The organism is Nonomuraea composti (assembly GCF_012034275.1).
GTDB lineage: Bacteria > Actinomycetota > Actinomycetes > Streptosporangiales > Streptosporangiaceae > Nonomuraea > Nonomuraea composti.
In genome coordinates this window covers 22,033-47,898 of the sequence record NZ_JAATEP010000072.1, presented here as the reverse complement: position 1 = coordinate 47,898, position 25,866 = coordinate 22,033, and the positions used below count along the sequence as shown (strand labels likewise).

Below are 25,866 nucleotides of genomic sequence, written 5' to 3'. Positions count from 1 at the left end.
TCAGGATCGTCTTGCCCGCGAACCGGGACGTCGGCAGGCGGTAGAACAGGCGTTTGGTGTCGTACGGCTGGCAGTATTCCCAGCCGCAGTAGCCCAAGCCGGCGTCCGGTTTGCCGTTGAACTTCCACTGCGGGCTGGAGGCCCAGTACTTCGAGGCCATCGTCCACGCGGTCGCCTTCGGCGTGTACCACTGCGGGTCGATGAACACCGGATACACCGTTCCCGGGCCGCGCAGCACGCCCAGGTCGGGCTTCAAGGTCAGCTCGCCGCCGCCCGCGGGCACGTCCACCTCGACGGCCGCCAGTTTGCCGCTCTCGCCCGCTCCGAGCCCCCCGGCCGCCAGGCCGCCCGCGCCCGCGCCGGGCTGCCCGTCCGTACGCGGCGTCTTGGCGGGTCCGGCGCTGGAGTCCCACATGAGTGGCTGCGCCGCCTCGAACACCGTCCCGCCGGAGCCGTTGTCGGTCACCGACAGCCCGCCCGTCGCGGTCTCCTTGACGGTCATGCCGTCGGCGGCCATCCCCAGGCGCAGGCCGGCCAGCCGGGCGTCGGCCGCGGCCGCGGCGGACTTGACCACCAGGATCTGGCTGTAGCCGTCCTCCTGGGCCGTCATCCGCAGGTCCACGCCAGGCAGGACGTCGGGGTATGTCGCGGTGTCGCCCTCCAGACGCGGCTGGGGAAGCGGGTCCGGCCACGACAGCGCCAGGCGGCGGCCCGCCTGGCTCAGCTCCACCAGGGGCTTGTCGCCACCGCCGGAGAAACCGAGGCCCACCGTTGCGGCCTTGGGTGCCACCATGCCGTCGCCGGTCGCGGCCAAGGTCGTGTCGATCGGCTGCCAGGTGCCGGAGAGCCTGGTCCGGATCGGGCGCAGGTACTCGCGGGCCTCCAGTTGCCCGTCCGGGGTGACGAAGACGTCGCTGCTCTCCCCGCGCAGCGCGGCCACCTCCACGGGCACGCCCAGGTGCGCGGCCTTGACGGCGGCCTCGTCCTCGCTCGCCTCGACCGGCTCGGGCGCGGCCACGCTGGACGCGGAGGTGGAGGGAAGGGCCGATACGGGCCCGGCGGGCAAAGCGATGAGCGCGGCGACGACGGTGAGCGATAAGGCTCCGGCAGCCAGACGTGCGCGACGCGTGGTGTCCACTGACATTTCCTCGTCTCATGAAAATCAGCCACAGCGGCACGCGCGTGGCCAACAGGATCGCGGGAGGAGTGCGAGCAGGAAGGGAATCTGCCGATCGACAGCGCGCCGACGACATTTCGGAAGGAGAGGCGTCCGCCCTGCCGGAGTCCGGGGAAAGAAGGAGCGATCACCGTTGGCCGCGCAAAACGTGGAAGGCGACGCGACGGCCGGATTTCGGCCGCCACCTTATCGGGGGCACGGACGGTGCCTCCCGCGACCCGCAGGCGCACAGCCACTTGTCCTGCAGCGCCTCCACGACGGGCGCGTACAGGCGCGCCTTGATCTCGCCCAGTGCGGGGCCCGCCTGGTGATTGTGATCGCGGGCCAGGTCGACGGCGAGCTGGCGGATCGTGTCCACGTCCACGATGCGGTCCACGATCTCCGCGGCCAGAGCATCGTAACCGTCGAAGCGGCGAGCGGTGACGACGGCCTCGTGCGCGACCTGGGCGGTCAACCGTGCCCGGAGCAGCGCGGACATCCCAGCGGTCAGAGGCAGGCCGGCTCGCGCCTGGGGCAGCCACCATGAGCCCCGGTCACGACGCATCACCCGGAAGTCGTGGGCCAGCGAGATCATGGCGCCGGCCGCGAACGTGTGCCCCCGCAGGGCCGCGACGGTGACCATGGGGAAGGTCAGCAGGCGCGCCAGCAAGCTCTGAATGCCTACGACGAACTCCCGCTCATCGGGCACCGCTGCACCCGGGTACGGAAAGAATTTGTTCTCCGTGAACGTCACAAGAGATCGCGGCCCGTCACATCTCTCTATTTTGTCGAGCAAGTCGTGGACCGCATCGATCCAGTCAGGGTGCGTGCAGTCCTCGTTGTCCCCGATATCGAGAATGAAGACGTCGTCCTGTCGATCGAGCACGGGCATGACCGCTCCTCACCAAGCCGCTACTAAAGCGCCATGGTGGGTCTCGAAAACGCCGTCCCGCATCTGTCGTGTGACTGGTTGCCCGCTCACAGCTTTTCCTCAGGAGGCGGGGCCGCACCAATCGGCCAGCGGCCGGGTCAGGTCTCCGGCGCCGGCCCAGGCGAGATGGCCGTCGGGCCGGATGAGCAGGTCGCGCGTCCCCGGGGCGGCGGGAACGACGTGGGCCACCCGGTCGCTCCAGCCGGGCGGCGGGACACGCGGGGTGGCGAGCACGAACTTCCCGCCGCGCAACGCCTCGTACAACCTGCCGGGCGCCTCGCCGCCGAGCGCGAAGTCGGGCACGCGCCGTCCCACCCACGGGTGGGCGCCCTCCGGGGCGGTGTAGCGGTGGGCGAGCCCGGAGAGCATGTTGAGCGCCACGGCGCGGCGGATCGGCCTGACCCGCATGGCCGCGCCGCTGACCTGGTTGCGGGCCGCGCGCAGCAGGGGCGAGCGCAGCAACGCCAGCCGGGTGAAGATCCCGCTGGTGCGCAGAACGGTCCTGCCCACCGGGTGGCGCTCACTCTCGTAGGTGTCCAGCAGCCCGGGCCGCGCCCAGCCGCGGACCGCCGCCACGAGCTTCCAGCTCAGGTTGGCCGCGTCCTGAAGACCGGTGTTCATGCCCTGGCCGCCGGCGGGCGCGTGCACATGAGCGGCGTCACCCACGATGAACACCCGCCCGGTGCGATAGTGCACCGCCTGCCGCTCCTCGCTGTGGAAGCGCGACATCCAGCGCGGGCTGTGCATGCCGAAGTCGGTACCGTACGCCTTGCGGGTCAGCCATTTCAGCTCCTCCAGGTCGACCGGCGCCTCGTCGGGCAGGTCACCGTTGAGGTGGTTGCGGCCGATGACGCGGTACCAGCCGTCGCCGAACGGGCCGATGAACACGAACCCTTCGCGCACGCCGTTGACCGACAGCACGTCCCTGGGCTCCTCGGTCAGCCGGACGTCGGCGAGCATCACCGACCGGGCCACGGCGTGGCCGGGGAAGGCGAGGCCGGCCGCGTCGCGGACGACGCTGTGCCGGCCGTCGGCGCCCACCACGTAAAGAGCGCGCAGGGTGCGCTCCTGCCCGTCGGACGTGCGCGCCTGCACGCTCACATCGTCACCGCCCTGCCGCAGGCCGATGACCTCGTACCCGGTCAGCAGCTCGACGCCGGTGTCCAGCGCCCGCTTCAGCAGCAGCCGCTCGATCTCGTACTGCGGCGTGATGAGCATGTACGGATACCGGGTCGGCAGCTCGGCCATCCCCACCATGACCTGGTCCCAGACCAGCAGTCCTGGAACCGTGCTCCCGCCGGCGAGGGCCTGCTCGGCCAGGCCGCGCATGTCCAGCACCTCCATCGTCCGCGCGTGCACCGCGAACGCCCGCGACAGCGGCGACTCACCGGTGCGCCGCTCGACCAGCGTCACCCGGATTCCGGCCCCGGCCAGGTCTCCGGCGAGCAGCAGCCCGGTCGGCCCGGCTCCGACGACGATGACCTCCGCGTTCATGTGGTCTCCTCCGTGAAGACGATCGTCTTGAGGAACAGGGACACGCACGCATCGACATCGAAGGTCTCCACGGGCTGCTCCGTCCCGGGCGCGACCAGGAGGACCTGCGTCAACGCGTGGATCACCAGCGGTGACACCAGCATGCGCGCCGCGTTGCGCAGGTCCATGTCCTCGATCACGCCGGCGTCCCGCGCGGCCGCCAGCAGCCCTTCCGCCACCCCGAGCGCCCGATCGGGGACCGAGGAGCGGAAGGTCTCACCGACGTGCGGCAACCTCGGTGTCTCGGCGATGACGATGCGCGCCAGCTCCATGTACTCCCGGTCCATGAGCCCGGCCAGCAGTTTGTCGGCGAAATTGCGCAGCTCACGTTCCAGGTCGGTTCTGCAGGTGATGACCGTGGTGGCGACGGGCAGTTCCTCAGTGGTGGTGATGAGGTGCTCCAGCACGTCCGCCAGCACGGCCTCCTTGCTCGGATAGCGCGTGTACAGGGTCTCCTTCGACACGCCCGCTTCCTTGGCCAGCGCGGCCGTACTCACGTTGGCGAATCCGTGGCGCAGGAACAACGTCTTCGCCGCCGCCCGAATCTGCACGATCTTCACATCGTCGTGATCCATCCGACACCTCACTACGAACCGAACGGTACGGTTCGTACCGTAGTTGTGCGTGACGGTGCTTTCAAGCCGCACGCGCCCCGGTCAGGGCAGCAGGACGGTTGTTCCCACCACGTCGCGACCGGCGATGGCCCGATGCGCCTGCTCGGCTTCTTCCAGGGGGAGCATCTGCCCGATCGTGACCTCGAGCCCGCCGCCGGCCAGGAGCTGCACCAGCTTCCCGACGACCTCCGCCAGACGGGCGGGATTCTGCATCTGTCCTGGCAGCCCGTAGCCGATCACCGACTGGTTCTTGACCATCAAGGACATGCCGGTGAGGGCGGCCGGAGAACCGCCGGCCGCGCCGAAGGTCACGATCCGCCCGAACGGTGCCAGGCACTCCAGGCTCCGTGTGGAGATGTCGCCGCCCACGGAGTCGAGCACCACGTCCACGCCTTTGCCGTCGGTGGCGTCGAGCACGTGCTGCGGCCACTTCTCATCGGTGTAGTCGACAGCGACGGCGCCGAGGCCGCGGATGTGCTTGAGCTTGCCGGGCCGGCTGGCGGTGCCGATGACCGTGCTCGCACCGTGCAGGCGGGCGAACTGCACCGCCAGGTTGCCCACGCCTCCCGCCGCCGCGTGGATGAGGACGGACTCCCCCGGCTGCAGGCGGGCGGCGTCGTGCAGCGTCTGGTAGGCCGTCACGCCTTGCACCGGCAGGGCCGTCGCCTCGCGCAGATCGACCGCGTCCGGCAGCGGGACGACCGCCGAGGCCGCGGCCAGGGCATACTCGGCATAGCCGTGCTCCACCCAGGCCATCACGCGGGTGCCCGGAGCCGGCGCGCTCACCCCTGCGCCGGTCGAGGCCACCCGTCCCGCCGCGACGAGCCCCAGGCCCGCGGGAAGGGGCAGGTCGGGCCCGAATCCGCCCTGGCGCTTCATGACGTCGCCGTAGGTCACGCCGGCGGCCTCCACCTTCAGCAGGACGTGACCGGCGCCCGGCTGGGGGACGTCGATCTCGCCCAGGCGCAGCACTTCCGGGCCGCCGACCGCGTGCATCCGAATGGCTTTCATGTGTTCCTCCGTGATCCGTAGGTGGTGGTGAGATAGGCGGAAAGGTCGTGGACATCGCCGCCCAGCAGGGCCAGGTATCCGTCAGGGCGGACCAGGACGAGCCCGTCGCCCTGGATCCCGCAGCGCTCGCGCGTCCGTACGTCCGAGACGGACCGGACGTCGACCAGGTCGGCGAGATCGCCGAGCACGGCCGGCAGCGTGGGCGGTTCCGAACCGAAGACCAGCAGGGTGTGCTTCCAGGGGTGTTGCAGGCCGATCTCGGGGAACCGGTCGCCGACGGCGAGCCGGTCGTCGTTGCTGCCGCCCGAGCCGTCGCGATAGGACACATCGAGCTGGGTCAGCGCTCGCGACAGGACCTTCTGCACGACGGGAAGCGGGGTGAGGTGCGGGGCCAGGTGGCGCCGGGCCGCCGTGGTGACCGGGTTGCTCAGCAGCGTCATGCGGGTCGCCCGGCGCGTTCCCTTCACCAGCCGTTCCGCGACCGGCGAGCGCTCCGCGGCGTAGGTGTCCAGGAGGCCGGCGGGCGCTCTGCCCTGGATCACCGCGGCGAGCTTCCAGCCGAGGTTGAAGGCGTCCTGGATGCCGGTGTTCATGCCCTGGCCGCCGACGACGGAGTGCACGTGCGCGGCGTCACCGGCCAGGAAGACGCGCTCGACCGAATGGCGCGCCACCTTGCGCTGGTTGATGCGGAAGCGGCCGGACTCCAGGATCTCCACCAGGCGGGTGCCCGGCGGGGAGCAGACGGCCACGGCGGAGCGCACCTCCTCGAAGGTCACCTCACCCTGCGGTGCCCGGCCTGGCGGGTAGGCGATCGTGATGCGGTGCAGGCCGCCGGGCATCGGGAAGTAGGCCACGAACCGGCCCCTGTCGAGGAAGGCGTGGAAGACGTCATAGGGCACCGGCCAGTCGACCCGGCCGTCGGCGACGGCGAAATTCTCCTCGAACGCCTCGCCGACGAAAGGCACGCCGAGCTGGTGGCGTACCGTGCTGTGCGCGCCGTCGCAGCCGATCAGCCACGGGACGCGGGCCTGCTCCACCGAGCCGTCGCCGTGCAGCAACTCCACCTCGACGACGCCGGGCCGCTGAAGCAGGGCCGTCAGCTTGACCTCGCGCTCCACCTTGACGCCGTAGTCCAGCAGCTTCAGGTAGAGGACCTCCTCCACCTTCGGCTGCGGCGCCATCAGCAGGTACGGGTAGGGCGTGTCCAGCCGGCTCAGGCTCAGGTCGAGGAACTGCCTGCCCTCGCTGAAGACGTGGAAGTCGGGCACCGGGAGCCCCGCGGCGATCGTCGCCTCCGCCAGCTCCAGCCGCTCGAACAGCTCCAGCGTCCTCGGCTGGACTCCCAGCGCCCTGGTCTCGGTGGTCGGCGCGGGGAGGGAGTCGATGACGCGTACGTCGATGTTGCGCCTGGCCAGCTCGACCGCCATGGTCAGCCCGGTCGGCCCGGCGCCGACGATCAGCACGTCCACCCTGGTCTCCCCACATCGCCCCGGTACGCGTGTTTCATGGCCTACTCCCCTCGAACCGAACCGAACGGGACGGTTCGGATAGTACGCCGCGCCCGCCCCCTGCGCCCAGCCCTTACGCCGCTCCCGAGCCACGACCAGTCAAACGACAGATACACCGCTCCCCCGGCACGCCGTTAGCATCCGATCAGGGCACGGCTGAGGACGGATGGCCCCACATGAACGACAAGAAGCAGCCGCCCCCGAGGCCCCGCGGCAGACGGGCGGCGGTGTCCAAGCCCGCTCTCGACGAGATCCTGGAAGCGGCGCGGCAGAGCTTCGCCGAGCGCGGCTTCGCCGCCACCTCGATACGCGAGATCGCGCGCCGGGCCGGCGTGGATCCCGCGTTGCTTCTCTACTACTTCGGCGACAAGACCGATCTGTTCCGCGCCGTGGTCCGGCCGGCGTGGGAGGTGCTGCGCGGGCATACCTTCACCGATGATGGCGCGCTCGCCGCCCTGTGGCTCGCGGAGCTGTGGGAGGATCCCGCCAGGGCCCAGGCCATGCGCATCCTGTTGATGGGTGTGTGCTCGGAGGAGGAGTTGCTGGAAGCGGTTCCCGGCATCTTCGGTGACGCCTCTGCTCCGCTGCGGACCGCCGTAGTGCAGGCCTGCGTTTTCGGTTTCGCCGTGGTGCACCATGTGCTGCGGCTCGAAGCTCTGGCGTCCGCCAGCCCCGAGGACCTCATCGAGCTCGCCACTCTCCCCTTGCGGGAGGAATCCTAGAACTGTGCCTCTCGCCGGCATCCGCGAGCTCCGGCCTCTGAGTGGAGCACAAGCAACATTGAAGGGCTCGGGGTGACATCCGGCCTCGCCGCGACACCTATCGAGTAGGCAGGGCGGCCTCGCGCTGCCCGATAGGAGGCGGAGTTTGAGCGACCAGAACGGCTTCACTGGCCTGTTCGAGGAAGGTTACGAGGCGGTGCTGCGATATGCGTGGCGGCGGGTCGGGGCCGCGGACGCACCCGACATTGCCGCCGAAACGTTCCGTATCGCCTGGGAGAAGTACGACCGAGTCCCTCAACCATCCCTTACCCTGGCTCTCCACCACGGCCCGCCACGTGGTCGCGAACCACATCAGGAGCGGCATACGGCGTGACGGCCTGGTCGCCGCACTGGCCGCAGAAGGACTCCTCCGGCCTGGTGACGAGAGCGACCATGCGAGCGTCGTGACCGCCCGCCACGCCGCATTGGCGGCACTCGACGATCTGCGTGAGGACGATCGGGAGCTCGTGCTTCTCCTGGCATGGGAAGGGCTCGATCTTCACCAAGCCGCAAAGGCGCTCGGCTGCTCGTGGCCGACTGCCAGAATGCGGCTCCATCGTGCCCGGAAACGGCTAAACCGGCTGCTCACGGACGACGGTCAGGCCACAGCGACCCGCGGCTATCTGAAGGAGCTCATGTGAAAGGCGACCTTGAGCAGCTCAAGGCCATGGTCGGACAGTACGACCCGGCCAGGAACGTGACAGCCGATACCCAGGTGCGAGCGGCGACCCTGGAGACAATCATCGGCACAACCCCTCCCGCACGCGGCCCTGCGCGTCCCGGCCGCCACTGGAGGCTGACGACGGCGCTGAGCGTGTGCGCCGCAGTGGCCACCATGACCATCGGATGGCCGACGATCATCGGCTCCGACGGCCCTCGCGCGAACGCGGTGGAGCGCGACACGGACGGTTCCATCAAGATTTACGTCAGAGAGTTCAACGACGCCAAGGGTTTGGAGCAGAAGCTACGGGCCCTCGGCGTGAACGCCGTGGTGGATTTCCTGCCCGCCGGCATGCACTGCTCCGAACCCCGAGCCCGCTACGCACCCCATGATCCATATCTGATGGTGTCCGAGCCTCCCCGCAACGGTGCGAGTGGATTCATGCGGCTCCGCCCGGAGCGCATCAAGCCTGGCCAGACGCTGGTCTACGAAGTGGGCTACTTCAGCGGCCCGCAGGCCCACTACAGCTTCGACCACGCCCGGCTGGCCATGGGGGCGGTGGCAACCTGCCGCCTCGTGGCCGGTGGCGGATTTCGCGTTACGCCCAGATCTCAGGACTGACGGGGTGAGAGCACCGTAGGTGACCGGCAGGCGCAGGATCACCGTGTGCTTGTTGCTGCGAGCCCCACCGGACCGGCCGTGCTCAGCTCGCCCACACGTGTTCAGCGGACGCAACGCGTCGCCGGTCCACGCGACCATGACACCTGCCGCCTGCTCGCCGAACGGCACGGCGCCGAAGGACTCAACGCAGACAACCGATCCGGCAGAACCCCCTCGATCATAGGCAGGCCTGAGTCCACACGTTCAGTCGAGGACGGCGACGGCCTCGACCTCGACGAGAAGGTCGGGCTCACCGAGGGCAGCGACGCCCACCAACGTGCCGGGCGGCGCCAGGGTGACGCCCAGCCTCCCGGCGGCCCGGCCGATCCCCTCCACCAGCAGAGGCATCTTGCCGAGGGTGTAGTCGACGACGTAGATGGTCACCTTCGCCACATCGTCGAAGGAACCTCCGGCCGCCGCCAGCGCGGTGGCGACGTTGAGGTAGCACTGCTCGGTCTGGGCGGCGAGGTCGCCCTGCCCAACCTTGTTCCCGTCGGCGTCGCGGGCCACCTGACCGGCGACGAAGACCAGCCTCGATCCGGTGGCGATCGACAGCTGCCGGTAGGCCTCGGTCTGCGGCAGCCCTTCGGGATTGATCAGAGTGACGGCCATGTACGGGACTCCTCTGTCGCCTCAGCGTGGACAAGATCCGCACTATAGCGCCGCCGGTCGCCGGTCACGTGACGGATGCGCCATCACCCGCCGCCGGTACCGGGCCTCGGGGTGACCGGAGCGGTGCAGACGACCGACGCGACCGGCCTCCTCCGAGGCTGACGCCTGGTGGCCGCGCCGGCCGCCACCCGGACGATCGGGTGCGGCGTCCTGTGTTACGGCTTCGCGGTGGTGCTGCCCTGTTCGCGGCCACTCAAGTCAAGGATGAACGCGCCCTTCACGACGACGATGAAGCGGGATGAGAGCCTTGCCGGCAGCCCGCGTCCGCAGCGAACACGGTCGGGTTTCTATCTGTCCTGCGGGGATTCCGGCCAGTACAGGATCGCCTGCTGGGCGGCGGCCGCGATGGCCGCGCCGTCGAGTTCGACCATACTCAGCTCGATGCCGCCGACGGGCCACTCCACAGCGAGTTCGAACCTCTGCGGGGGAGGCGAAGGCCACAGCCACAGCCCCCAGGTCGTGACACCTGCGTCCTCCTCACCGCTGCGTATGGACATGCCCGGGAGCAGCAAGGACAACTGCGGGCCCGGTGGCGGATCCTGCGGGAGTTGTGTTCTGTCCAAACGTTGTCCGACGGTAGTGGCCTTGGCGCCATCGGCGAAGCGCACGCCGAAGCGCAGCAGCTGGTCCGGTAACGGCTGCCCGGCCTTCACCCCGGTGATCAGGTGCGGGAACACGGATAGTTGGAGGGCCTGGAAGTCGTCGGGGGACAGACTCTGCCGCCGGGTGACGATGTCCACGTTGATCAGGCAGCCGGTGCTGAACGCCTGGATCGTCGGTACGGTGATGGCGACATTCGAGGTGCGTGCCAGTATCAGTCCGCTGACCATCACCGCGCCCATCTCGTCCGCCGGCGGAGCGGACCAGGCCGGCCATCCAGGTTTGGGCGGGCGAGTCGATTCTTCGTGAGCTGGCGGGGGTTCGAAGAACATATTTTCACCGTACGGAAATCCTGCGGACGGCGTGGTGCGCCGATCGTGGATAGCTGTCTGGAGAAAAAAATCGTGAAGCCGCCGTGCCGATGTTCGGCTCGGTCTCGGAGCCGACATCATCGCCTGGCCGCATCCGCTGACCGAGCGCTACGGCACCACGGCCTACGCCAACCTGTCCGGCCGGCTCGTCCTGCCCGCCCGGCTCGTCCTGTCCACCATGCTCGCCGGGGCCGGCGCTCCCGCCGCCCTGGGCCGTCGCCGGAACGGCCGGATACAGATGGGCGATGGCCGCGGTCACCGTTGCCTGCCAGGTCGCGGCGGCCTCACCGACCCTCCGTCCTCACCTGTCCTCGGGGTCGGCCACCTGAAGGACGACCTTGCCGGTGGTCCGCCCCTTGGCCACCAGGTCATGGGCCGCGGCCGCCTCCTCCAGCGGGAACTCCCGCTCCACGTGCACCGCGAGGCGGCCCTCGCGATACAGCCGCGTCAGCGACTCCAGCCCGGCGGCGTCCGGCTCCACCAGGTAGGCCAGGGCGCGCACCCCCAGTTCGGCGGCCCGCTCGGTCATGCCGGGCGTCCAGGCCCCCTGCCCGCTCACCATCAGCCCGCCACGGCGCAGGCACTCCAAGGTCTGGAGCCCGGTGTCGCCGCCGAACATCTGGATGGCGACGTCGACGTCCCGCACCGCCTTCGTCACGTCCACCGCGGTGTAGTCGACGACCTCGTCGGCGCCCATCCGGCGGACGAAGTCGTGCTTGGCGGCGCTGGCCGTACCGATCACATGGGCGCCGCGGGCCTTGGCGACCTGCACGGCCAGATGTCCCACTCCCCCGGCCGCGGCGCCCACCAGCACGCGCTGCCCCGGGCCGACCCCGGCGACGTCGACCGCCATCTGCCACGCCGTCAGGCCCGCCAGCGGCAGGGCGGCCGCCTCGGTGAACGACATGCCCTCCGGCATCCGCGCCAGGTGCCGCGAGGGCGCCGTCACGTACTCGGCGTACGCGCCCGCCTCCCGCGGGAACCACGGCATGCCGAACACCCGGTCACCCTCCTTGAACCGGGTGACGCCGTAGCCCACGTCGACGACGACGCCCGCCACGTCCCAGCCGTTGACGAAGGGCAGGCTCAGCACCCGGTTGTAGGCCACGCCCATCCGGGTGTAGACGTCCACCGGGTTGATGCCCGCCGCGGCCACCTTCACCAGCACCTCGGTCGGGGCCGGCCTCGGTACCGGCACGTCGACGACCTCCAGCACCTCGGGGCCGCCCCATTCGCTTTGTTGCACCGCACGCATGTTTCTCCTCAAGTTCGGAATTTCAGCTTGTGACGCTATTACAGTGATATGTCCGGCGGAATCTGTACGACGACTGCTGTCTGGCTGACGAAACCTTCGCCAGATATCCGCATAATGGGATCTTGTAAGATCGAGGGATCATGTTTCGACCCCTCTACATGGGATCATGTGCTTTGGAGCAGAATGCCGGCCCGGATTCGGGCACGCGGGAAGGGGTGATTTCCACGCCTGACGAGAAACGTTATTCGTGACGGCCCACCGGGGCACTCCGGGCCTCATCGTTCTCTCCGAATCGGCAGCCGGAACAGGCGATGAAACCGGCGCGAGCGAGGCCGTGCACGGTCTCGATCGCATCATCGGAGACGCGGACGTGGAAGACCTCCTTCTCCACCCGGAACTCGTGGACGGTCCGCGGTCCGCGGCCGCTTCGGCGTCGAAGCCGGCCTGCAGCCCGAGCACGGCTCAGCCGGGCTGGAAGGACTCCTGTTGACGCGGCCCCAGGCCTCGCAGGCTGCGCGGCAGCGTTTGGGGCCATCAGCAGCGCGCTGATCAGCAGGGTCCAGCGGTCTCCGACGAGATCGAGCGTGCGCGCGGCCGCGCAGTACTGGTGGTGGGCCGCCTCACCACGTCATCGTTCTAATGGCCGGCCTTCTCGCCGGTGACCTGCGACGCGTGGACGTCCAGCAGCAACTGGGCCACCTCCTTCGGGTGGGTGCTCATCGCGTCGTGCGGGCCGTCCAAAGGCAGCGTGCGATATCCGACCGCCTTCCCGAACTGGTCGAACGGAAAGGTCACCGGACGGCAGTAGATCGCGGTTCCGGGGATCTGGTTGACGGCGCCGCTCAGCCGGGTCGCCTCGGTGAAGGTACGCAGCGGCTGGGGCCGCAAGCGCTGCGCCAGCAGGCGGGCCTGCTCGGGGTCGGTGACGCCGAAGCGCTCCGGCTGCGGGGCAGGCACGTGACGGCCATCGGCACTGGTGCGCGCGCTTCTGCTGATCGCGGTGACGAAGGCGTCGGGGGCCAGGCTGAACAGGCTCTCGCCGTCGCCTCCGGCCCAGCCGTCGATCATGATGAGGTGGCTGACCAGGCCGGGCCGCTGATCGGCCGCCTGGCGGACGACGAGTCCGGCGTAGCTGTGCCCGACCAGCACCACGTCGTCGCGTGCCGCCACGTCGTCCAGCGCGGCGAGGACCTCCTGGACGTGGGTGCCCAGACCGGCGTCACCCTCCAGGGTCAGGGTCGGGGTCACCGTCCGCACTCCGGCTTCGTGCAGGAGTGGGGTGACGCCGTCCCATGCCCAGGATCCGTACCAGGCACCGTGGACGAGGACGAAGGTGGTCATGCTTTTCCTTTCGTGTGCAAGAGCGGCAGAACGGTGCCGGCGAACTCCTCCAGGGCCGCACGATGGTCGTCGGCGGCCAGGCGGATCACCAGGTGGCGGGCGCCGGCTTCGATGCAGGACGTGAGCCAGTCCGCGGCCTGCTGGGCCGGGCCGGCGAACATGGCCTGGATGGCTTCGACGGCCTCCAGCGGAGCGTTGTAGGAGCGCTCGATGCTCCCGCGCAGCCGCTCGCGCGCCCGTCCGGAGTCTTCGTCCCGGCAGAGCGTCGCGTACAGGGCGGGCGTGACGGGCCGCGTTGTACTCTGCCGGCTGCTGTCCTGTTCGTGGGCGTAGGTCCGCACCTGGGGTGGGTAGGGCAGCCAGCCGTCGGCCACCCGCAGCGCGGCCTCGTCGCCGCCCGCCGGCCGGATCGGGGGCCTGGCGGGTGCACCGGTGGCGGAGCCGGGCTGCTGTCGCGGCCGGCGAGAGAGACCTCTTCGCCGCTCCACAGGCGCCGCATCGCGCCGATCGACTCCTCCATCAGGGCGATGCGCCGCTGGAACGGGACTCCGATCGCCGCGAACTGGGCCTCGGTGGCGGCGTCGGGGAACCCGCCGCCCATGCCGGCGATCAGCCGCCCGCCGCAGAGCCGGTCGAGGGTGGCGAGCTGGTGCGCCAGAAGGATCGGATGGCGCAGCGCCGGAAGCAGGACCGCGGTGCCGAGCGTGATCCGCGTGGTGGCGGCGGCCACGCCGGACACGAGGAGCAGCGGGTCGGCGCGGGGCCTGGTCAGTGGGCTATCGCCGGCCCACACCGAGTCCAGACTGAGGGCTTCGGCCTGGCGGGCCTGGTCGATGAGCTGCTTCAGATCGTGGTCACCGCGTATCGCGTGATCCCGGGTCGGCAGCAGGTGACCGACCTTCAGTGGGGCCATGGGTGCCCTCCTGTCGTTGTCGGTTCTCCATCCTAAGCAATGACTTCCTGATTTTGAAGTAGCAAGTCTGATTTTAGGAAGTTGTGTTGAGGAAGCCTGATGCTCAGGCGCCGAGCAGGGCGAAGAGGCGGTTCGCGGAGGATGCGGGATCGCCACCCTCGCCCGTGACGGCGACGGCCATGTCGCCTGCCGAGCGCGGCGCGATGGCGAACTGGGGCGGCCGCGAGGTGCCCGTGGCGCCGGCCGCCAGCACCCTCGACAGAGGGAAGCACCTCGACGCTATGCCGCATGATGGGGCTGCCAGTAAGAAGCGTGCCGTGAGCCAAAGACCTCTGTGATGTGCCTGGTCGATGCCGGGCGGTCAGGAAACGCCCGCACGCACATCGACGAGCGGGGCGACCTGCGTCGGGATCGGCTTTGCGGCATGGAAGCCGAGCAGGCGTTGCACCGCGCGAGGTCGCCCGTACCGGCTCGGACGGTGTCGCCGAGCCATGTCTACGGGTCCAGCCGGATCATCTGTCCCATCAGCCAGAGCGCCACCATCGGGCGCCTGCCCGCGCGCGTCACAGAACGCTTCACCGGCAAGCGGGAAGCCGGACATGCGTACCTCTGTGAACCGGGCCTGCGCGGCGGGCGGTGCCGCATCGATCACCGGCCGGACGCTCTGCGCTCGTAGTCTTCGTGAGCGCAGTACCGTCGTCTCCCTGCGGCGGCGAAGGCGAGATCGATTCCCGAGCAGGCACGCGGGCAGGGTCAGCGCCACCGCAACCGACCATCAGAGCTGGCCGCCAGGCGCCGCGACTTGGAGAAGAACAGCGCCATCACAGCGTCATCTCGACGGGTCTGCCTACCAGCAGGAGGCATCCGCCCTCGACACTCGGCACAGCCGCCTCGCCTCCCGCCGGGTGCTCGCCGAGGACGCGGTTGCGGCTGTCGGCGGTGCGCCAGAACAGGCCCCCGCCGGGCGTGCGGCGCAGAACCGACCTGCCCGCCCGAGTTCATCCCTCGGTCTGGAGAAGCCGTGCGGTGAACGGATTGTGCTCGACGGGCTCGTGGTCGCCGACCACGACCGTCCCGCCGAGGTTGACGGTATGGTCGCCGACAACGCAGTTGGGTTCGAGGGAGAAGCTCATGCCCGGCGCGAGCGGCACCTCGGCTCCGATGGTGGGCACCTCGGTGATCAGCCCGTATGAGACCGCTTCCGGCCGCGCCCGCATCCCGGCACCCCACCCGCAGACAGGACCGAACGGATTGAGGGCATGGATCAGCGGATGAACGTTCCATCCGCCCGCCTCGTCGAGGGGCGCCCGCATCGCCTCCACGACCTCACCGAACCTGCGGCCGGGCCGCAAGGCTTGCAGGCCGGCCTCGTACGAGGCGCGGGCCACCGTGGCGGCCCGCACGGCGTCGCGATGCACTTCCCCGATCGCGATGGCGACCTGGTGCTGGGTCTCCTTCATGCCGTAGAAGCACATGACCTCGGCCAGCACGATGTCGCCCTCGGCCAGCACCCGCGGAGCCTGCGGCCGGTACGACCAGCCGGGCATGCCCCAGGAGATGGTGCCGGGCCCGGAATTGATGATCATCGGCGCGATCATGACGCCGCGCCGAAGGGCCTCGGCCGTTCCGGCGGCACAGACTTCGGCGTCCGTGGCGCCGGGCCGGGCAACAGTGAGCATCGCGTGCGCCACGGCCTCGCCCGCTTCGGCCGCGTACGCCAGCACGGCCAGTTCCTCCGCCGATTGTGCGCTGGTCCGGGCGTAGAAGGGCCGGTAGACCCCCTTGAACGTGGCGTGCGGCAGGTGCTCGGTCATCGCGGCCCAGTAGGCGTGTGGCATGATCGGGACGAAGTGCCAGGGCGGGCACGGGTCGATCCCGAGCACGCCGATCGCGGCCTGCTCCAACCCATGCTCCCGAAGCACCTGGACGACGCCCTCCGGGTGCCGGGCGACCCGCATGTTCCCCGGGGTGATCCAGGTCGCCTCGCCCCGTCGTTGTGCTTCGATGTGGTCGCCGATCGTCATGGGGGTCCCGACCAGGACGATCGGGTCAGCGTCACGGGGGAAGACGACAATGGCGCCGGGCCTGTCATTGGTGAAGTAGGTGTCGGGCGCGTACGGGGCCGGGTAGACCATCTCATGTTCGCCGTACACCACGAGCGCCTGTACGCCCTCGTCGTCCATCAGGTCTCGCGCCAGGTTCCAGCGGCGATCCCGTTCGGCGATGGAATACCTCGGTGGTTCTTTCAACATGTCGACCTCTCACCCGTACAACGCGCGATAAGTGGCCAGCGCGTTGAGGCGGTGCAGGTTGCGGCAGATCTCCAGCATGCTTTTCTCGGCCCGGCCGGCTGGCAGGCCGTAAGCGGCGAGAGCAGCCGACAGGCTCGGGTCCAGTCCTTGATCCCAGGGGTTGGTGGTAGCCGCGATGGCCTCCTCGACCTCGAGGTCGCGTAGCTGGGCCATCTCCTCCAGAAGCCGGGAGAAGTACGTGGTGAGGAAGTCGATGGCCGCAGGGCCATCGCCCATCGGCCCGTGGCCCGGCACCACCGTGCGAAGGCCGGGCAGCGTCTGGCGCATCTTGCGCAGCGACTGCAGGTACGGCTCGGGGCCGCCCTGCAGCAGCATCGGGGCCACCCCCGCGTGGGTGATGTAGTTACCCGTCCAGGCGACTCCGACATCCGGCACATAGACCACCGTGTCGCCCGGCCCGTTACCGGGGCCGAACTGCCACAGCTGGACAATGCGCCCACCCAGGTCGATCTCGGCCCGCTCGTCGAAGGTCACATCTGGCAGTCGCCAGCTGCGCACCTCGTCCAGCAGCGCCTCCTCGCCGGGCAGGTGACCCGAGCGGATCTGCTTCTCCCTGGCCAGGTCGGTCATGTTGTCGCGGTTGGCCCGGGAGGAGACCACCGTCACCTCCTCGGGATAGGAGGCGTTTCCGAAGGTGTGATCTCCGTGGTAGGTGGTGTTGACCAGATAGCGGAGTGGAACATCGCTCAACTCGGCCACCTGCGCCTGCAGCCGACGCGCGACCTGGGGAGTAAATCCGGCATCGATGAGTAGCGCTGCCCGTGACCCGACGATCAGGCCGTTGTTGTCCTTCGGGGGCATGTTCGCCATGAGTGCGTGCACGCCGCGGGCGAAGGTGTGCGGAATGTGTTCGAGTCCGGTCGGGCTGAGACTGGGCTCCTGGTAACCGGCTGGGCGCTCGGCGCTCTCCCTCTCGGGGATCTTCGTCGACATCTCGAATCCTCTCGTCACCTGAAAAATAATCGATCGATCGATTATTTTCAAGGAGAGGGCGTACATCCCTGGCTCGCCTCCTTCACTGACCGCTCGAAACCGGTCGCCAGCAGCGCTCTGCCGCGCACAGCGAGCCCAGACGATGAAGCGTTCCCGGCTTCTCTGCCGACCCTTCTCCGCGAGCATCTGGATCGCGCTGGCCTCCCTGCCGGCAATGGCAAACCGGCCCAGGAGTTCCCACCAGCCCTCGACCGGCGGGTGCGCACCGCGTCCTGCCCAGATCCACCAGGTTCGAGCAGGCGTCCAGTGGAGGGACTTTACGACGTCGGTTCCTCTCGTACACCACTCCCGTGGACGCAACCCGAAGGTCTCCCACCTCCGCTCGAATCACAGCGCCTCACGGCGCACGCCACTGACTGGACACACCCGGTCCAGGGGCTAAGGAGGCTTATAGAGCCTCAAGCAACTCAAGGGTTATTAGTGAGATAGTGGCCTGGGTGATGTTGGCCGGCATGGTGAACTGGTACTGCCCGGGGTGCCAGTAATGCCACCACCGCGGTACGGCCGCCGCTCCGCGGGGAAGGAGCGGCATAGGCCGGGATGGCTGCGGCCGTGGGAGCAAACCGCCCACGACGGCCGCCGCGAAGGTGACGGCGAGCGTCCGGGGGACGAGAGCAGGTAGTTGTGACAAGCTGGCGCACTGGGCGTCTCGTGAGGGGGGTGAGGGCTCAGGCCGCGGCCACCACCTCGATCTCTATCAGCCAGCCGGCGGTGAGTGTCTGGGCCACGATCGCCGTCGTGGACACCCGTCGTCCACCCAACGCCGCCACTCTCGCCGCGGCGTTGGCTTCGGCGTAGGAGGGGTCGCGCAGCTAGCTCGTGAGCCGCACGATGTTGTCCACGCTCATGCCCGCTTCGGCGAGGATCGCCCGCAGGTTCGTCCAAACGAGCTCGAGCTGTTCTTCGAGCGTGGCGCCCGGGACACCCGCCGGGTCCAGTCCCATCGTCCCCGCCACGAACAGGAACCGCGACGGATCTCGTACCTCGATGGCGTGGACGAAGTCGCTGGTGGCGGCGTAGACGCCCGCGGACGGGTTGTGCACGATCATCTCCATGGCCGCCATCCTGGCCCCGCGCCGGACACGTCCCAGCCAATCCGGCGCGATTGGCGCTCAAGGGTCCGGTCGGCCGCTCAGCGGAAGGTGTGCGGCTCCAACTGTTGTGCGGGAGCGAGGACCGCGGCGGGCAGGCCGAAGTGGTCGCGGAGACCGGCGCGGCCGGCCTCGGTGAGCGTGATGATTCGGCTCGGCCCGGTCTCGGCGAGCCAGCCGGCAGTGATCATGTGGCTGTGCAGCGCCGCGCCGAGGGCTCCGGCCAGGTGGAGGCGTTGCTCAGTCCAGTCGAGGCAGGTGCGGATGTGCGGGTGCCAGCCGGGAGGCGGCGTCTCCTTCGCGATACCGGTCTCGACCAGCCAGGCGAGGCCCCGGCTGGTGAGCCTGGGGTCGTCCTGCCAGGTGAGCAGCCCGCTCGCCGTCATTCCGTCGGCGACGGCGACGGCGAGCTCACCGGCCAGGTGGTCGTAGCAGACCCGCGCGTGGGCCAGTGCGCGACGGCGGTTGGCGTCGGTCAGGGAGCGCACGGGCGTGGGACGCCGGGGAGAACGTGCGGCGAGATTCTCGATCAGTTCGGCGGTGTCGGCGCCTGCGAGGCGCAGGAACCGGTGGCGTCCCCGGCGTTCCTCGGTGAGCAACCCGCCCGCGACGAGCAGGTTGAGGTGTTCGGTGGCCGTCGAGACGGCCACGTCCGCGTAGCGGGCCAGCTCGGTGACCGTCCAGGCGTGCCCGTCCAGCAGGGCGAGGCAGAACGCCGCACGGCTGCGATCGGCCAGCAACGCGGCCAGCGCGGCGACGTCGGGATGACCGTCGGGCATGTCACGGCTGCTCATGACGCCACATCCTTTCAAGGCGAGAGTTCGGGAATGACCGAAATATTCGACATATACGTTTCCGGCCATGAGCGTAGAAGCATATGACCGCATCGGCAGCACCCCCGGAACGAGGGACGAGCACGTGGTGATCGCGCCGAGCATTCTCTACTTCGGGACGCCGGTCGCTCTGCTGGCCACCGAGAACGACGATGCGACCACGAATCTCTCGCCGATGTCGTCCGCCTGGGCTCTGGGCCAGGTGGTGGTGCTCGGGCTGCTTTCGTCGGGTCAGACCGCGCGCAACCTGATGGCCCGCCCCGAGGTGGTGATCAACCTGCCGGCGCCTCACCAGTGGCAGGCCGTCGAGCGGCTGGCCCGCCTCACCGGCCGTCATCCGGTGCCGCCCGAGAAGCAGGAGCTGGGCTACCGGTATGAGAGCGCCAAGTTCGAGGCGGCCGGCCTTCAGGCGGAGCCGTCCGACCTCGTCAGGCCGCCGCGGGTCGCCGAGTGTCCGCTGCAGTTTGAGGCGCGCGCCGAACGGGTCCGGCCTGACGCGGGCGGCAGGTTCCTCATCGTCGAGGCGCACGTGCTGAGGGTGCATGCTGCGCGGTCCATCGTCGTTCCCGGCACCGATCACGTGGATCCGGCCGCGTGGAGTCCGTTGATCTACAATTTCCGGCACTACTTCGGGCCGGGCTCCGAGCTGGGTCACAACTTTCGCTCGGAGACGGCCGGACCCGTCCGATGACGTCCCTGATGCGTACCGGAGAACGATGGGCTTGATGCTGGATCTGCGGGTGGCGGGCTGGGCGTGTGCGGGGCGGCCGCAGTCATGGTCTGTAGCCGCGCCTCCAGCTGACCGTCGCTGACCATCGGCGAGATCTCCGCGCACCCGGCCGAGGTGTGTGGGGCCGAGGTGTCCAAGCAGACCATCTCTGCCATCACCGACAACGTGCTGGAGGGGATGGCCGAGTGGCAGAACCGGCCGCTGGATCCCGGGTAGTTTCCAGTGGTGGATGCAACCTAGCTGGTCAGAGCTGGTGTAAGCCATCCTCTCATGGCCTTGGTCGGTGTTTTGTCACCGAGGACCAGACATCGAAGGGGGCCATCAGCTCGCTCTTGCGGGTGATGGGCAGGTCGGCCAGGTCTACCCTGCAGCCGGGAGGTCCCGGTACAGGTGCCGGTAGTAGGGCGAGCGGGTGCGGGCCCAGGCCATGAGCTCGGTCAAGCGGGCGTGCTGGCGGGCGATGATGGCCTGTTCGCCGCCCTTCTTGGCTCGGCGGGGCGTCGGCCAGCAGCCGCACCATCGAGGTCTTCATCGCGCCTGTCTCCATCCTGAGCGCTGGCAGCATCGCTCCTGATCATCGTGTCGATGCCGATCGTGGCCGGGGTGCCGGTCTGGCAGCAGCTGTCGGCGCAGCCCTCCTAATTCGCCATGGCGCTCTCGCTAGTGGGGGCGAGTGGGTGTGGGCAGCAGGCGTCCCCGCGCCAGGCTGCGCGGCCTTCCTTGACCGTGACAGCGGCGATGACCAGGGCGGCGATCGGGTCGACCCAGGACCAGCCGAACAGGCTGTTGAGCGCCAGCCCGACCAGCAGCACGCCGGACAGGCGGGTGCACAGCAGAGTCTGCTTGGAGTCGGCCACCGCGGAGGCGGAGCCGAGCTCGCGGCCCGCGCGGCGCTGCGACTGCGACAGGAACGGCATGATGGCGAGGCTCAGGGCGGCCATAAGCAGCCCGGGGGCGGAGTGCTCGGGCTTCGCCGGCGCCCAGCAGGGCGGGCACGGCGTCGACGGTGACGTAGGCGGCCAGCGCGAAGAACGAGATCGCCATGACGCGCAGCGCAGCCTTCTCCCGGTGTTCGTGGGGGGCAGAGCACGACGGCGCGGCCGGTTGCGGCCAGCAGTTGCTCGGCGGAGGCGAGCAAGTCCGTCAGCTCGGCCCGGGTCAGGCTGTAGAAGGACCGATGGTCATCTTCGGTTCTTGGCCTCTTCCCGCAGGTCAACGCTCCCGGTTCGCGCGCAACCGCTGCGACCCCACCGGTCCCGACGTGGGCGGTGCCGCGATCCGCGTGCTCGATCAGTACCACGACCGGCCCGTGCGGGCCGTACGGAGCTCGTTCGAGGGCGGGGTCTGTTCCAACAGCGGCGCGCTGAGCAGCATCGGGGTGTCCCGGTGGGTGACCGGCAGTGTCATGACCGGCAACCGGGCCGTCGGCCGGGGCGCCAACCCGGTCCCCGGCTGGCACCCGGACTGCGGCAGTGGTGGCGCGATTTACGCCGACGGCAACCGGTTCACCGTGCGGATCGTCGGCTCACGCATCGAGGGCAACCGGGTGCGGGAGGGCAGCGGGGCGATCCTCTTCGTCAGCAACGACCGCGCGGGCACGTTGCGCATCGAGCGGTCCATGTTGCGCCGCAATCCGAACGCCGGGTTCGCGACACGGGGTTTTCCGGCATTTTCTTCCTCGGTGCGGGAAAGCCGCAGGTGGTGTCGTCCACGCTGAAGTAGCGGACGGCCACAGCGTCCCCCCTCCCCCCGCGGAGCGCCGCCGAAGGTGAGAGCCGTGACCTCGTCGGAGCCCAGCAGGTAGCCGTACCGGGCCGTGCGTGCGCGTGCTACCGTCCGGTAGAGGCGGCAGGTGGGCGGTGCCGCCCGGTGTATCGCCAGCTAGGGAACGTGCCGGACTTCCGGGCGTCGTACGTCTGAGTGTCGTGCGGCCAGCACGGCGAGCCGGATTCGGTTGGCCGTGCCGGTCTTGCGCATGAGGCTCGCCACATACGTCTTGACCGTCGAGACCCCGAGGTGCAGCCGATCGGCGATGTTCCGGTTGGACAGCCCTTCCCCCACCATGGCCAGCACGTCCCGCTCGCGCGGGCTCAACCCGGTCAACCAGGTCAGCTCGGGCGCCGTCTCGGCTCGGGGCTCGCGACGCGCTCGTACCGCCTGCCGGACCAGCCGCTCCAGCACGACCTGGCTGAAGGGCGGCTCGCCGGCCATCGCGCGGCGCAGCGCGGCGAGCAGCGCGGCCGGCGGCGTGTCCTTCACCAGGAAGCCGAACGCGCCCGCGGCCAGCGCCGGATACAGGTGATCGTCGTCGTCGAACGTGGTCAGCGCCACGATCCGGCTTGACGGGCGGACGGCCATGATCCGCTCGGTGGCGGTGATGCCGTCCACGCCCGGCATGCGCAGGTCCATGAGGATGACGTCGGGCAGCCGCTCGGCCGCCAGCCGCACCGCCTCCCGGCCGTCGCCTGCCTCGCCGACCACTTCGACCTCGGGATCCGACTCGCACAGCATGCGCAGGCCGACGCGAACGAGCTTCTGGTCGTCGGCCAGCAGCACCCGGATCACGCCGCCGCCTCCTCTTCCGTGCACGCGCGCCGGACGGTCGCGGGCGGCAGTTCGGCGTACAGCCGCCAGCCCCGGCCCCACGGCCCTGCCTCGAACCGGCCGCCGAACAATTCGGCCCGCTCGGCCATCCCGGCCAGCCCGTGTCCGTCGCCCGGGACGCGGCGGGCGTCCGGCCGCCGGCCGCCGTCGTCCACGATCTCCAGCTTGACCACGTCCTCCTCCACCCGCGCCGTCATCCGTACGCCGGCCCGCTCCCCCGCGTGCTTGGCCGCGTTTGCCAGCCCCTCTTGCGCCAGCCGCAGCACGGTCAGCGCGCGCACCGCGTCCAGCTCCGCCACCTGCGGGCCGATCTCGCACTCTACGCCGAGTCCCGTGGCTCGCACCCGCGCCGCCGTCTCCCGCAGTGCCTGCGGCAGCGCCGCCTGGTCGACCAGCGAGAAGAACGGTGCGTCGCCTACCCGCGCGGGATCGCGCAGCACCGCGACCAGCCGCCGCAGGTCCGCCAGCGCCGCGCCGCCCGAGGCGTGCAGGTCGTCGAGCACCTGCGTGATCCGGGGGTCGGTGTCCGGCAGCACGTGGCGGGCCACGCCCACCCGCAGCACCATGGACGACACGTGGTGCGCCACCAGATCGTGCAGCTCGCGGGCGATGGCGGTGCGTTCGGCGGTGCGGGCGGCCAGAGTGCCGGCCGCCGCCCGTTCGCGCGCCTGGCGGGCGTTCTCGCGGGTGAGACGCACGTACGCACCGACCAGCAGCGGCACGCCGAGCAGAATCGACAGGCGGTAGAGGGTCGGCAGCACCTCGGCCGCGGGCGCGGACATGGCGTGCAGGGTCAGGAAGAACGCCGACACTCCCGCCCCGTACGCCACCCGCCGTCCGCGCCCCCGCAACGCCAGCTCGAACAGCGCGACCGCCACCATCGCCTTGAGCGGGACGCCCACGTTCGTGCCGATCGCGTCGCCCGCGACGAGCAACCACGACAGTGCGGCGGCCGCGGCCAGCGGCACGCGCGCGCCCGCCAGGCAGACGGCGAGCCCGCCGAGCGCCAGTGCCCAGTCGGCCGGCCGGTCCGGGCGATGCAGCAGTTGAAGGTCACCCAGAGCCAGGACCGACAGCCCCGCCAGGCGCACGGTCGCCGCCTGGTCGTCGAAGACGTGTCCCGTCCAGCGTGTGATCACGTTGGCGATCGTAGGCGGCCGCCCGGTGGCGGCGGCTCCCCCATGTGGCCTGTACGGCTCCTCCTTGTGGCCGGGCAGCCGAGACGCCTGGCGGAAGCGGCGGCCCTCGGCCACACGGGACAGTCAGTCTCGATCATTTCGACTCACTTCCCGAAAGGCAAGAACGTGGAAGACGACAAGGTGCCCGTCGACAAGGTGCAGAACGACCACGTACCGGTCGACAAGGCGCGAGACGACAGCGTGCCAGAGCGGTCGGCCGGGGTGCGGCGCGGCCGGCGGGCCTTCTTCGGCCTCGCCGCCGCCGCGGCCGGCGCGGTGGGCCTGGCCGGTGCGGTGGCGATCCCGCCCTACCTGACCGACACGCCGACGAGCGCGCCGCTCCCGGCCTCGCCGCGCGGCCGCTTCGCCGGCAAGGTCGTCCTGATCACCGGAGCCACCTCCGGCATCGGGGAGGCCACGGCCAGGGCGTTCGCGGCCGAGGGCGCGAAGGTGGGCTTCTGCGGGCGGCGCGCCGAGCTGGGCCGCCAGGTCGAGCAGGACATCCGCAAGGCAGGTGGCACCGCCCGCTACCAGCAGGCCGACGTCCGCGACCCCGACCAGTTGCGGCGCTTCGTGGACGAGACGGCCGCCGCGTTCGGACGGCTGGACATTGCCTTCAACAACGCCGGCATCACCAAGACGGCGCCCCTGCACGAGATGACCCTCGACGACTGGACCGACGTCCAGCACACCAACGCCAGAGGCGTGTTCCTGTCGATCAAGTACGAGGTGCCGCACATGCTGGAGAACGGCGGCGTCATCATCTGCACCGCCTCGGAGTCCCGACGCCCGGGCGGTGTGGCGTACACCTCCAGCAAGCAGGCGATCAAGGGCATCGTGGAGACCGCCGCCATGGACTACGGCCCCAAGGGCATCCGGATCAACGCCATCTCACCCGGAACGACCGACACCGCGCTGGTGCGCCCGGCCTCCCTGCCGGACGCGATCTGGGAGGCGTTCAAGCGGGCCTGGGGCCCGTTGAACGCCCCCGGCACGCACCGGATGGCCACGCCGGAGGAAATCGCAAGGTCGGTGGTGTCGCTGGCGAGCGCCGAGTTCGCCTACATGGCCGGATCGACCGTCCTGGTCGGCGGCGGTCCGCTCGGCGGCGGCCCGATGAACATGCCGCCCGGCTTCCCCTCCCGCTGACCGTCCGCCTTGCGCTCATCGACATGCTGAAGGACGGCTGGCGCTTCGCAGCGTCAAGGCGTCCAGCGTGCTCACACTCGCCGGAGGCCCCGGCGGCACGGGAGTTGCCGCTGAACGGGTTCCGGCACGGGACGGTGACGCAGATCGAACCGATCGCTGAGCGCATGCGTCGCATCCGCATCTCAGGCCCGCACCTGCGCGGGCTCGGCCGGGTGCCCGGCACGCACATCCGTCTGCGGGTCGGCGACCCTCGCCGGCCAGCCGCCGGTCGCCGTGCCGCCATGATCGCTCATTCTGTCATGTCAGGAGATGGCGCCAGCGGTCGGCGGACTCGATGATGTCCAGGCTGACGCGTTCCAGAAAGGTCGCTGTCTTGGCCAGACGTTGCCCGACGGGGCCGTCGAGCCCGTAGGTCTCGGCCACCGCCATCGTGGCCCGTACCGTCTCAAGGGTCTGCTGCCTGCTGATCACGACGGCGTGGTACCAGGCGCCGTCGTCGATCACGTAGATGTCGCGCCGGCGCCGCGGATCGCGCTCGCGGCGGGCGTACCCCTGCTGGAGCAGGAAGTTCACGGCCATGGAGACGGAGGCCGGGCTGACGTTCAGCCGGCGGGCCAGCTCGGCCGCGGTGCGCCTGCCGTCCTCGGACAGTGCCAGGTCGTGGTGCACGCGTGCGGCCGTCCTCGGCATCCCAGCTCTGACCGCCATCTCGATGATCTCCTGTTCCATGGCGGCGATCAGTGGTGTGGCCGCGTTCGAAGGTGCCGGCGTGCCGCGCCGGGCCCGCTGGGCGGTCGCCTGGTGTGCCTGCTGGGGCCGGTAGCCGGTGGGCCCGCCGTTGCGGGCGATCTCCCGGGCGATCGTTGAAGTCGGCCGGCCGAGTCGCCTGGCGATCTCGCGATAGGAGAGCCCCGCGGTGAGCCCGGCCGCGATGCGCTGACGGTCCTGCTGGCTCAATCGTCGTCCTGGCATGTCATCAGTGTTGCGTT

Annotated in this window: 26 protein-coding genes and 3 pseudogenes; 9 read left to right on the top strand and 20 right to left on the bottom strand. The window is 69.9% G+C overall.

Annotated features, from left to right (window positions below; translation table 11 throughout):
- From HCN51_RS51480 to HCN51_RS51455, 6 genes and pseudogenes are all read right to left on the bottom strand, one after another.
- Positions 1-1,138 (bottom strand): annotated as a pseudogene (locus HCN51_RS51480) (hypothetical protein); the annotation flags it as partial.
- A 166-nt stretch (positions 1,139-1,304) separates the two neighbouring features.
- Positions 1,305-2,048 (bottom strand): enoyl-CoA hydratase-related protein, encoded by a 744-nt coding sequence (locus HCN51_RS51475; RefSeq protein WP_168020441.1) that lies wholly within the window; start codon positions 2,046-2,048, stop codon positions 1,305-1,307.
- Between the two features lie 99 nt (positions 2,049-2,147).
- Positions 2,148-3,581: an FAD-dependent monooxygenase gene (locus tag HCN51_RS51470; protein WP_168020439.1), complete on the bottom strand. Its 1,434-nt coding sequence runs from the start codon at positions 3,579-3,581 to the stop codon at positions 2,148-2,150.
- On the bottom strand, positions 3,578-4,195 hold the full coding sequence (locus tag HCN51_RS51465; RefSeq protein ID WP_168020437.1) for a TetR/AcrR family transcriptional regulator: 618 nt from the start codon (positions 4,193-4,195) through the stop codon (positions 3,578-3,580). Before HCN51_RS51465 ends, HCN51_RS51470 begins: the two co-directional genes overlap by 4 nt.
- An 81-nt stretch (positions 4,196-4,276) precedes the next feature.
- Positions 4,277-5,245, bottom strand: a complete 969-nt coding sequence (locus HCN51_RS51460; RefSeq protein ID WP_168020435.1) for a quinone oxidoreductase family protein — start codon at positions 5,243-5,245, stop codon at positions 4,277-4,279.
- The gene (locus HCN51_RS51455) at positions 5,242-6,714 is read right to left on the bottom strand and encodes an FAD-dependent monooxygenase (RefSeq protein ID WP_168020433.1); all 1,473 of its coding nucleotides are present in this window, start codon (positions 6,712-6,714) and stop codon (positions 5,242-5,244) included. Before HCN51_RS51455 ends, HCN51_RS51460 begins: the two co-directional genes overlap by 4 nt.
- A gap of 215 nt (positions 6,715-6,929) precedes the next feature.
- On the opposite strand from HCN51_RS51455, the gene HCN51_RS51450 reads away from it, so the two are divergent.
- From HCN51_RS51450 to HCN51_RS51435, 4 genes are all read left to right on the top strand, one after another.
- Complete coding sequence (locus tag HCN51_RS51450) at positions 6,930-7,475, top strand: TetR/AcrR family transcriptional regulator (protein WP_168020431.1); 546 nt, start codon at positions 6,930-6,932, stop codon at positions 7,473-7,475.
- Between the two features lie 145 nt (positions 7,476-7,620).
- Positions 7,621-7,848, top strand: a complete 228-nt coding sequence (locus tag HCN51_RS51445) for an RNA polymerase sigma factor (protein ID WP_168020429.1) — start codon at positions 7,621-7,623, stop codon at positions 7,846-7,848.
- Positions 7,811-8,155: a sigma factor-like helix-turn-helix DNA-binding protein gene (locus tag HCN51_RS62800; protein ID WP_168020427.1), complete on the top strand. Its 345-nt coding sequence runs from the start codon at positions 7,811-7,813 to the stop codon at positions 8,153-8,155. Before HCN51_RS51445 ends, HCN51_RS62800 begins: the two co-directional genes overlap by 38 nt.
- A complete protein-coding gene (locus HCN51_RS51435; RefSeq protein WP_168020425.1) occupies positions 8,152-8,796 on the top strand; it encodes a hypothetical protein in 645 nt (214 codons plus the stop codon). The genes HCN51_RS62800 and HCN51_RS51435 overlap by 4 nt, the downstream gene beginning before the upstream one ends.
- Positions 8,797-9,039: 243 nt before the next feature.
- On the opposite strand, the gene HCN51_RS51430 is transcribed toward HCN51_RS51435, so the two are convergent.
- From HCN51_RS51430 to HCN51_RS63240, 6 genes and pseudogenes are all read right to left on the bottom strand, one after another.
- Positions 9,040-9,447 carry a RidA family protein gene (locus HCN51_RS51430; RefSeq protein WP_168020423.1) on the bottom strand — a complete coding sequence of 136 codons (408 nt, stop codon included), beginning with the start codon at positions 9,445-9,447 and terminating at the stop codon, positions 9,040-9,042.
- Between the two features lie 347 nt (positions 9,448-9,794).
- The gene (locus HCN51_RS51425) at positions 9,795-10,439 is read right to left on the bottom strand and encodes a hypothetical protein (protein ID WP_168020421.1); all 645 of its coding nucleotides are present in this window, start codon (positions 10,437-10,439) and stop codon (positions 9,795-9,797) included.
- Between the two features lie 340 nt (positions 10,440-10,779).
- The gene (locus HCN51_RS51420; protein WP_168020419.1) at positions 10,780-11,733 is read right to left on the bottom strand and encodes an NADP-dependent oxidoreductase; all 954 of its coding nucleotides are present in this window, start codon (positions 11,731-11,733) and stop codon (positions 10,780-10,782) included.
- Positions 11,734-12,369: 636 nt separating this feature from the next.
- Complete coding sequence (locus tag HCN51_RS51415; protein ID WP_168020417.1) at positions 12,370-13,074, bottom strand: alpha/beta fold hydrolase; 705 nt, start codon at positions 13,072-13,074, stop codon at positions 12,370-12,372.
- Positions 13,071-13,562 (bottom strand): hypothetical protein, encoded by a 492-nt coding sequence (locus HCN51_RS60795; RefSeq protein WP_240974117.1) that lies wholly within the window; start codon positions 13,560-13,562, stop codon positions 13,071-13,073. The genes HCN51_RS51415 and HCN51_RS60795 overlap by 4 nt, the downstream gene beginning before the upstream one ends.
- An 8-nt stretch (positions 13,563-13,570) precedes the next feature.
- Positions 13,571-13,987: pseudogene (locus HCN51_RS63240) on the bottom strand (LLM class flavin-dependent oxidoreductase); the annotation flags it as partial.
- Between the two features lie 337 nt (positions 13,988-14,324).
- Here HCN51_RS63240 and HCN51_RS51405 point away from each other — a divergent pair.
- Positions 14,325-14,663: a hypothetical protein gene (locus HCN51_RS51405; RefSeq protein ID WP_168020415.1), complete on the top strand. Its 339-nt coding sequence runs from the start codon at positions 14,325-14,327 to the stop codon at positions 14,661-14,663.
- A 322-nt stretch (positions 14,664-14,985) separates the two neighbouring features.
- On the opposite strand, the gene HCN51_RS51400 is transcribed toward HCN51_RS51405, so the two are convergent.
- The 4 genes from HCN51_RS51400 to HCN51_RS51385 form a co-directional block, all read right to left on the bottom strand.
- The gene (locus tag HCN51_RS51400) at positions 14,986-16,239 is read right to left on the bottom strand and encodes a M24 family metallopeptidase (RefSeq protein ID WP_168020413.1); all 1,254 of its coding nucleotides are present in this window, start codon (positions 16,237-16,239) and stop codon (positions 14,986-14,988) included.
- A 9-nt stretch (positions 16,240-16,248) separates the two neighbouring features.
- On the bottom strand, positions 16,249-17,298 hold the full coding sequence (locus tag HCN51_RS51395; protein WP_206068892.1) for an MBL fold metallo-hydrolase: 1,050 nt from the start codon (positions 17,296-17,298) through the stop codon (positions 16,249-16,251).
- 806 nt (positions 17,299-18,104) lie between these two features.
- On the bottom strand, positions 18,105-18,347 hold the full coding sequence (locus HCN51_RS58640; protein ID WP_206068891.1) for a RidA family protein: 243 nt from the start codon (positions 18,345-18,347) through the stop codon (positions 18,105-18,107).
- Between the two features lie 77 nt (positions 18,348-18,424).
- Complete coding sequence (locus HCN51_RS51385) at positions 18,425-19,177, bottom strand: ArsR/SmtB family transcription factor (RefSeq protein WP_168020404.1); 753 nt, start codon at positions 19,175-19,177, stop codon at positions 18,425-18,427.
- 67 nt (positions 19,178-19,244) lie between these two features.
- On the opposite strand from HCN51_RS51385, the gene HCN51_RS51380 reads away from it, so the two are divergent.
- Positions 19,245-19,907 (top strand): flavin reductase family protein, encoded by a 663-nt coding sequence (locus tag HCN51_RS51380; RefSeq protein WP_168020403.1) that lies wholly within the window; start codon positions 19,245-19,247, stop codon positions 19,905-19,907.
- 117 nt (positions 19,908-20,024) lie between these two features.
- A pseudogene (locus HCN51_RS51375) lies at positions 20,025-20,156 on the top strand (transposase); the annotation flags it as partial.
- A 428-nt stretch (positions 20,157-20,584) separates the two neighbouring features.
- Here the strand turns inward: HCN51_RS51375 and HCN51_RS63235 are convergent.
- Positions 20,585-20,863, bottom strand: a complete 279-nt coding sequence (locus HCN51_RS63235; RefSeq protein WP_428981583.1) for a cation diffusion facilitator family transporter — start codon at positions 20,861-20,863, stop codon at positions 20,585-20,587.
- A gap of 260 nt (positions 20,864-21,123) precedes the next feature.
- Between HCN51_RS63235 and HCN51_RS51360 the strand changes: the two genes are divergently transcribed.
- Entirely contained in the window at positions 21,124-21,663 is a 540-nt protein-coding gene (locus HCN51_RS51360) for a hypothetical protein (protein ID WP_168020401.1), read from the top strand.
- 164 nt (positions 21,664-21,827) lie between these two features.
- On the opposite strand, the gene HCN51_RS51355 is transcribed toward HCN51_RS51360, so the two are convergent.
- Together HCN51_RS51355 and HCN51_RS60785 are read right to left on the bottom strand one after the other, a co-directional pair.
- The gene (locus HCN51_RS51355; protein ID WP_168020399.1) at positions 21,828-22,511 is read right to left on the bottom strand and encodes a response regulator; all 684 of its coding nucleotides are present in this window, start codon (positions 22,509-22,511) and stop codon (positions 21,828-21,830) included.
- Complete coding sequence (locus HCN51_RS60785; RefSeq protein WP_206068889.1) at positions 22,508-23,689, bottom strand: histidine kinase; 1,182 nt, start codon at positions 23,687-23,689, stop codon at positions 22,508-22,510. The genes HCN51_RS51355 and HCN51_RS60785 overlap by 4 nt, the downstream gene beginning before the upstream one ends.
- A gap of 165 nt (positions 23,690-23,854) precedes the next feature.
- Here HCN51_RS60785 and HCN51_RS51345 point away from each other — a divergent pair, with 165 nt between their 5' ends.
- Entirely contained in the window at positions 23,855-24,877 is a 1,023-nt protein-coding gene (locus HCN51_RS51345) for an SDR family oxidoreductase (RefSeq protein WP_206068888.1), read from the top strand.
- Between the two features lie 297 nt (positions 24,878-25,174).
- On the opposite strand, the gene HCN51_RS51340 is transcribed toward HCN51_RS51345, so the two are convergent.
- Positions 25,175-25,849 (bottom strand): helix-turn-helix domain-containing protein, encoded by a 675-nt coding sequence (locus HCN51_RS51340; RefSeq protein WP_240974116.1) that lies wholly within the window; start codon positions 25,847-25,849, stop codon positions 25,175-25,177.
- Positions 25,850-25,866 lie beyond the last annotated feature (17 nt).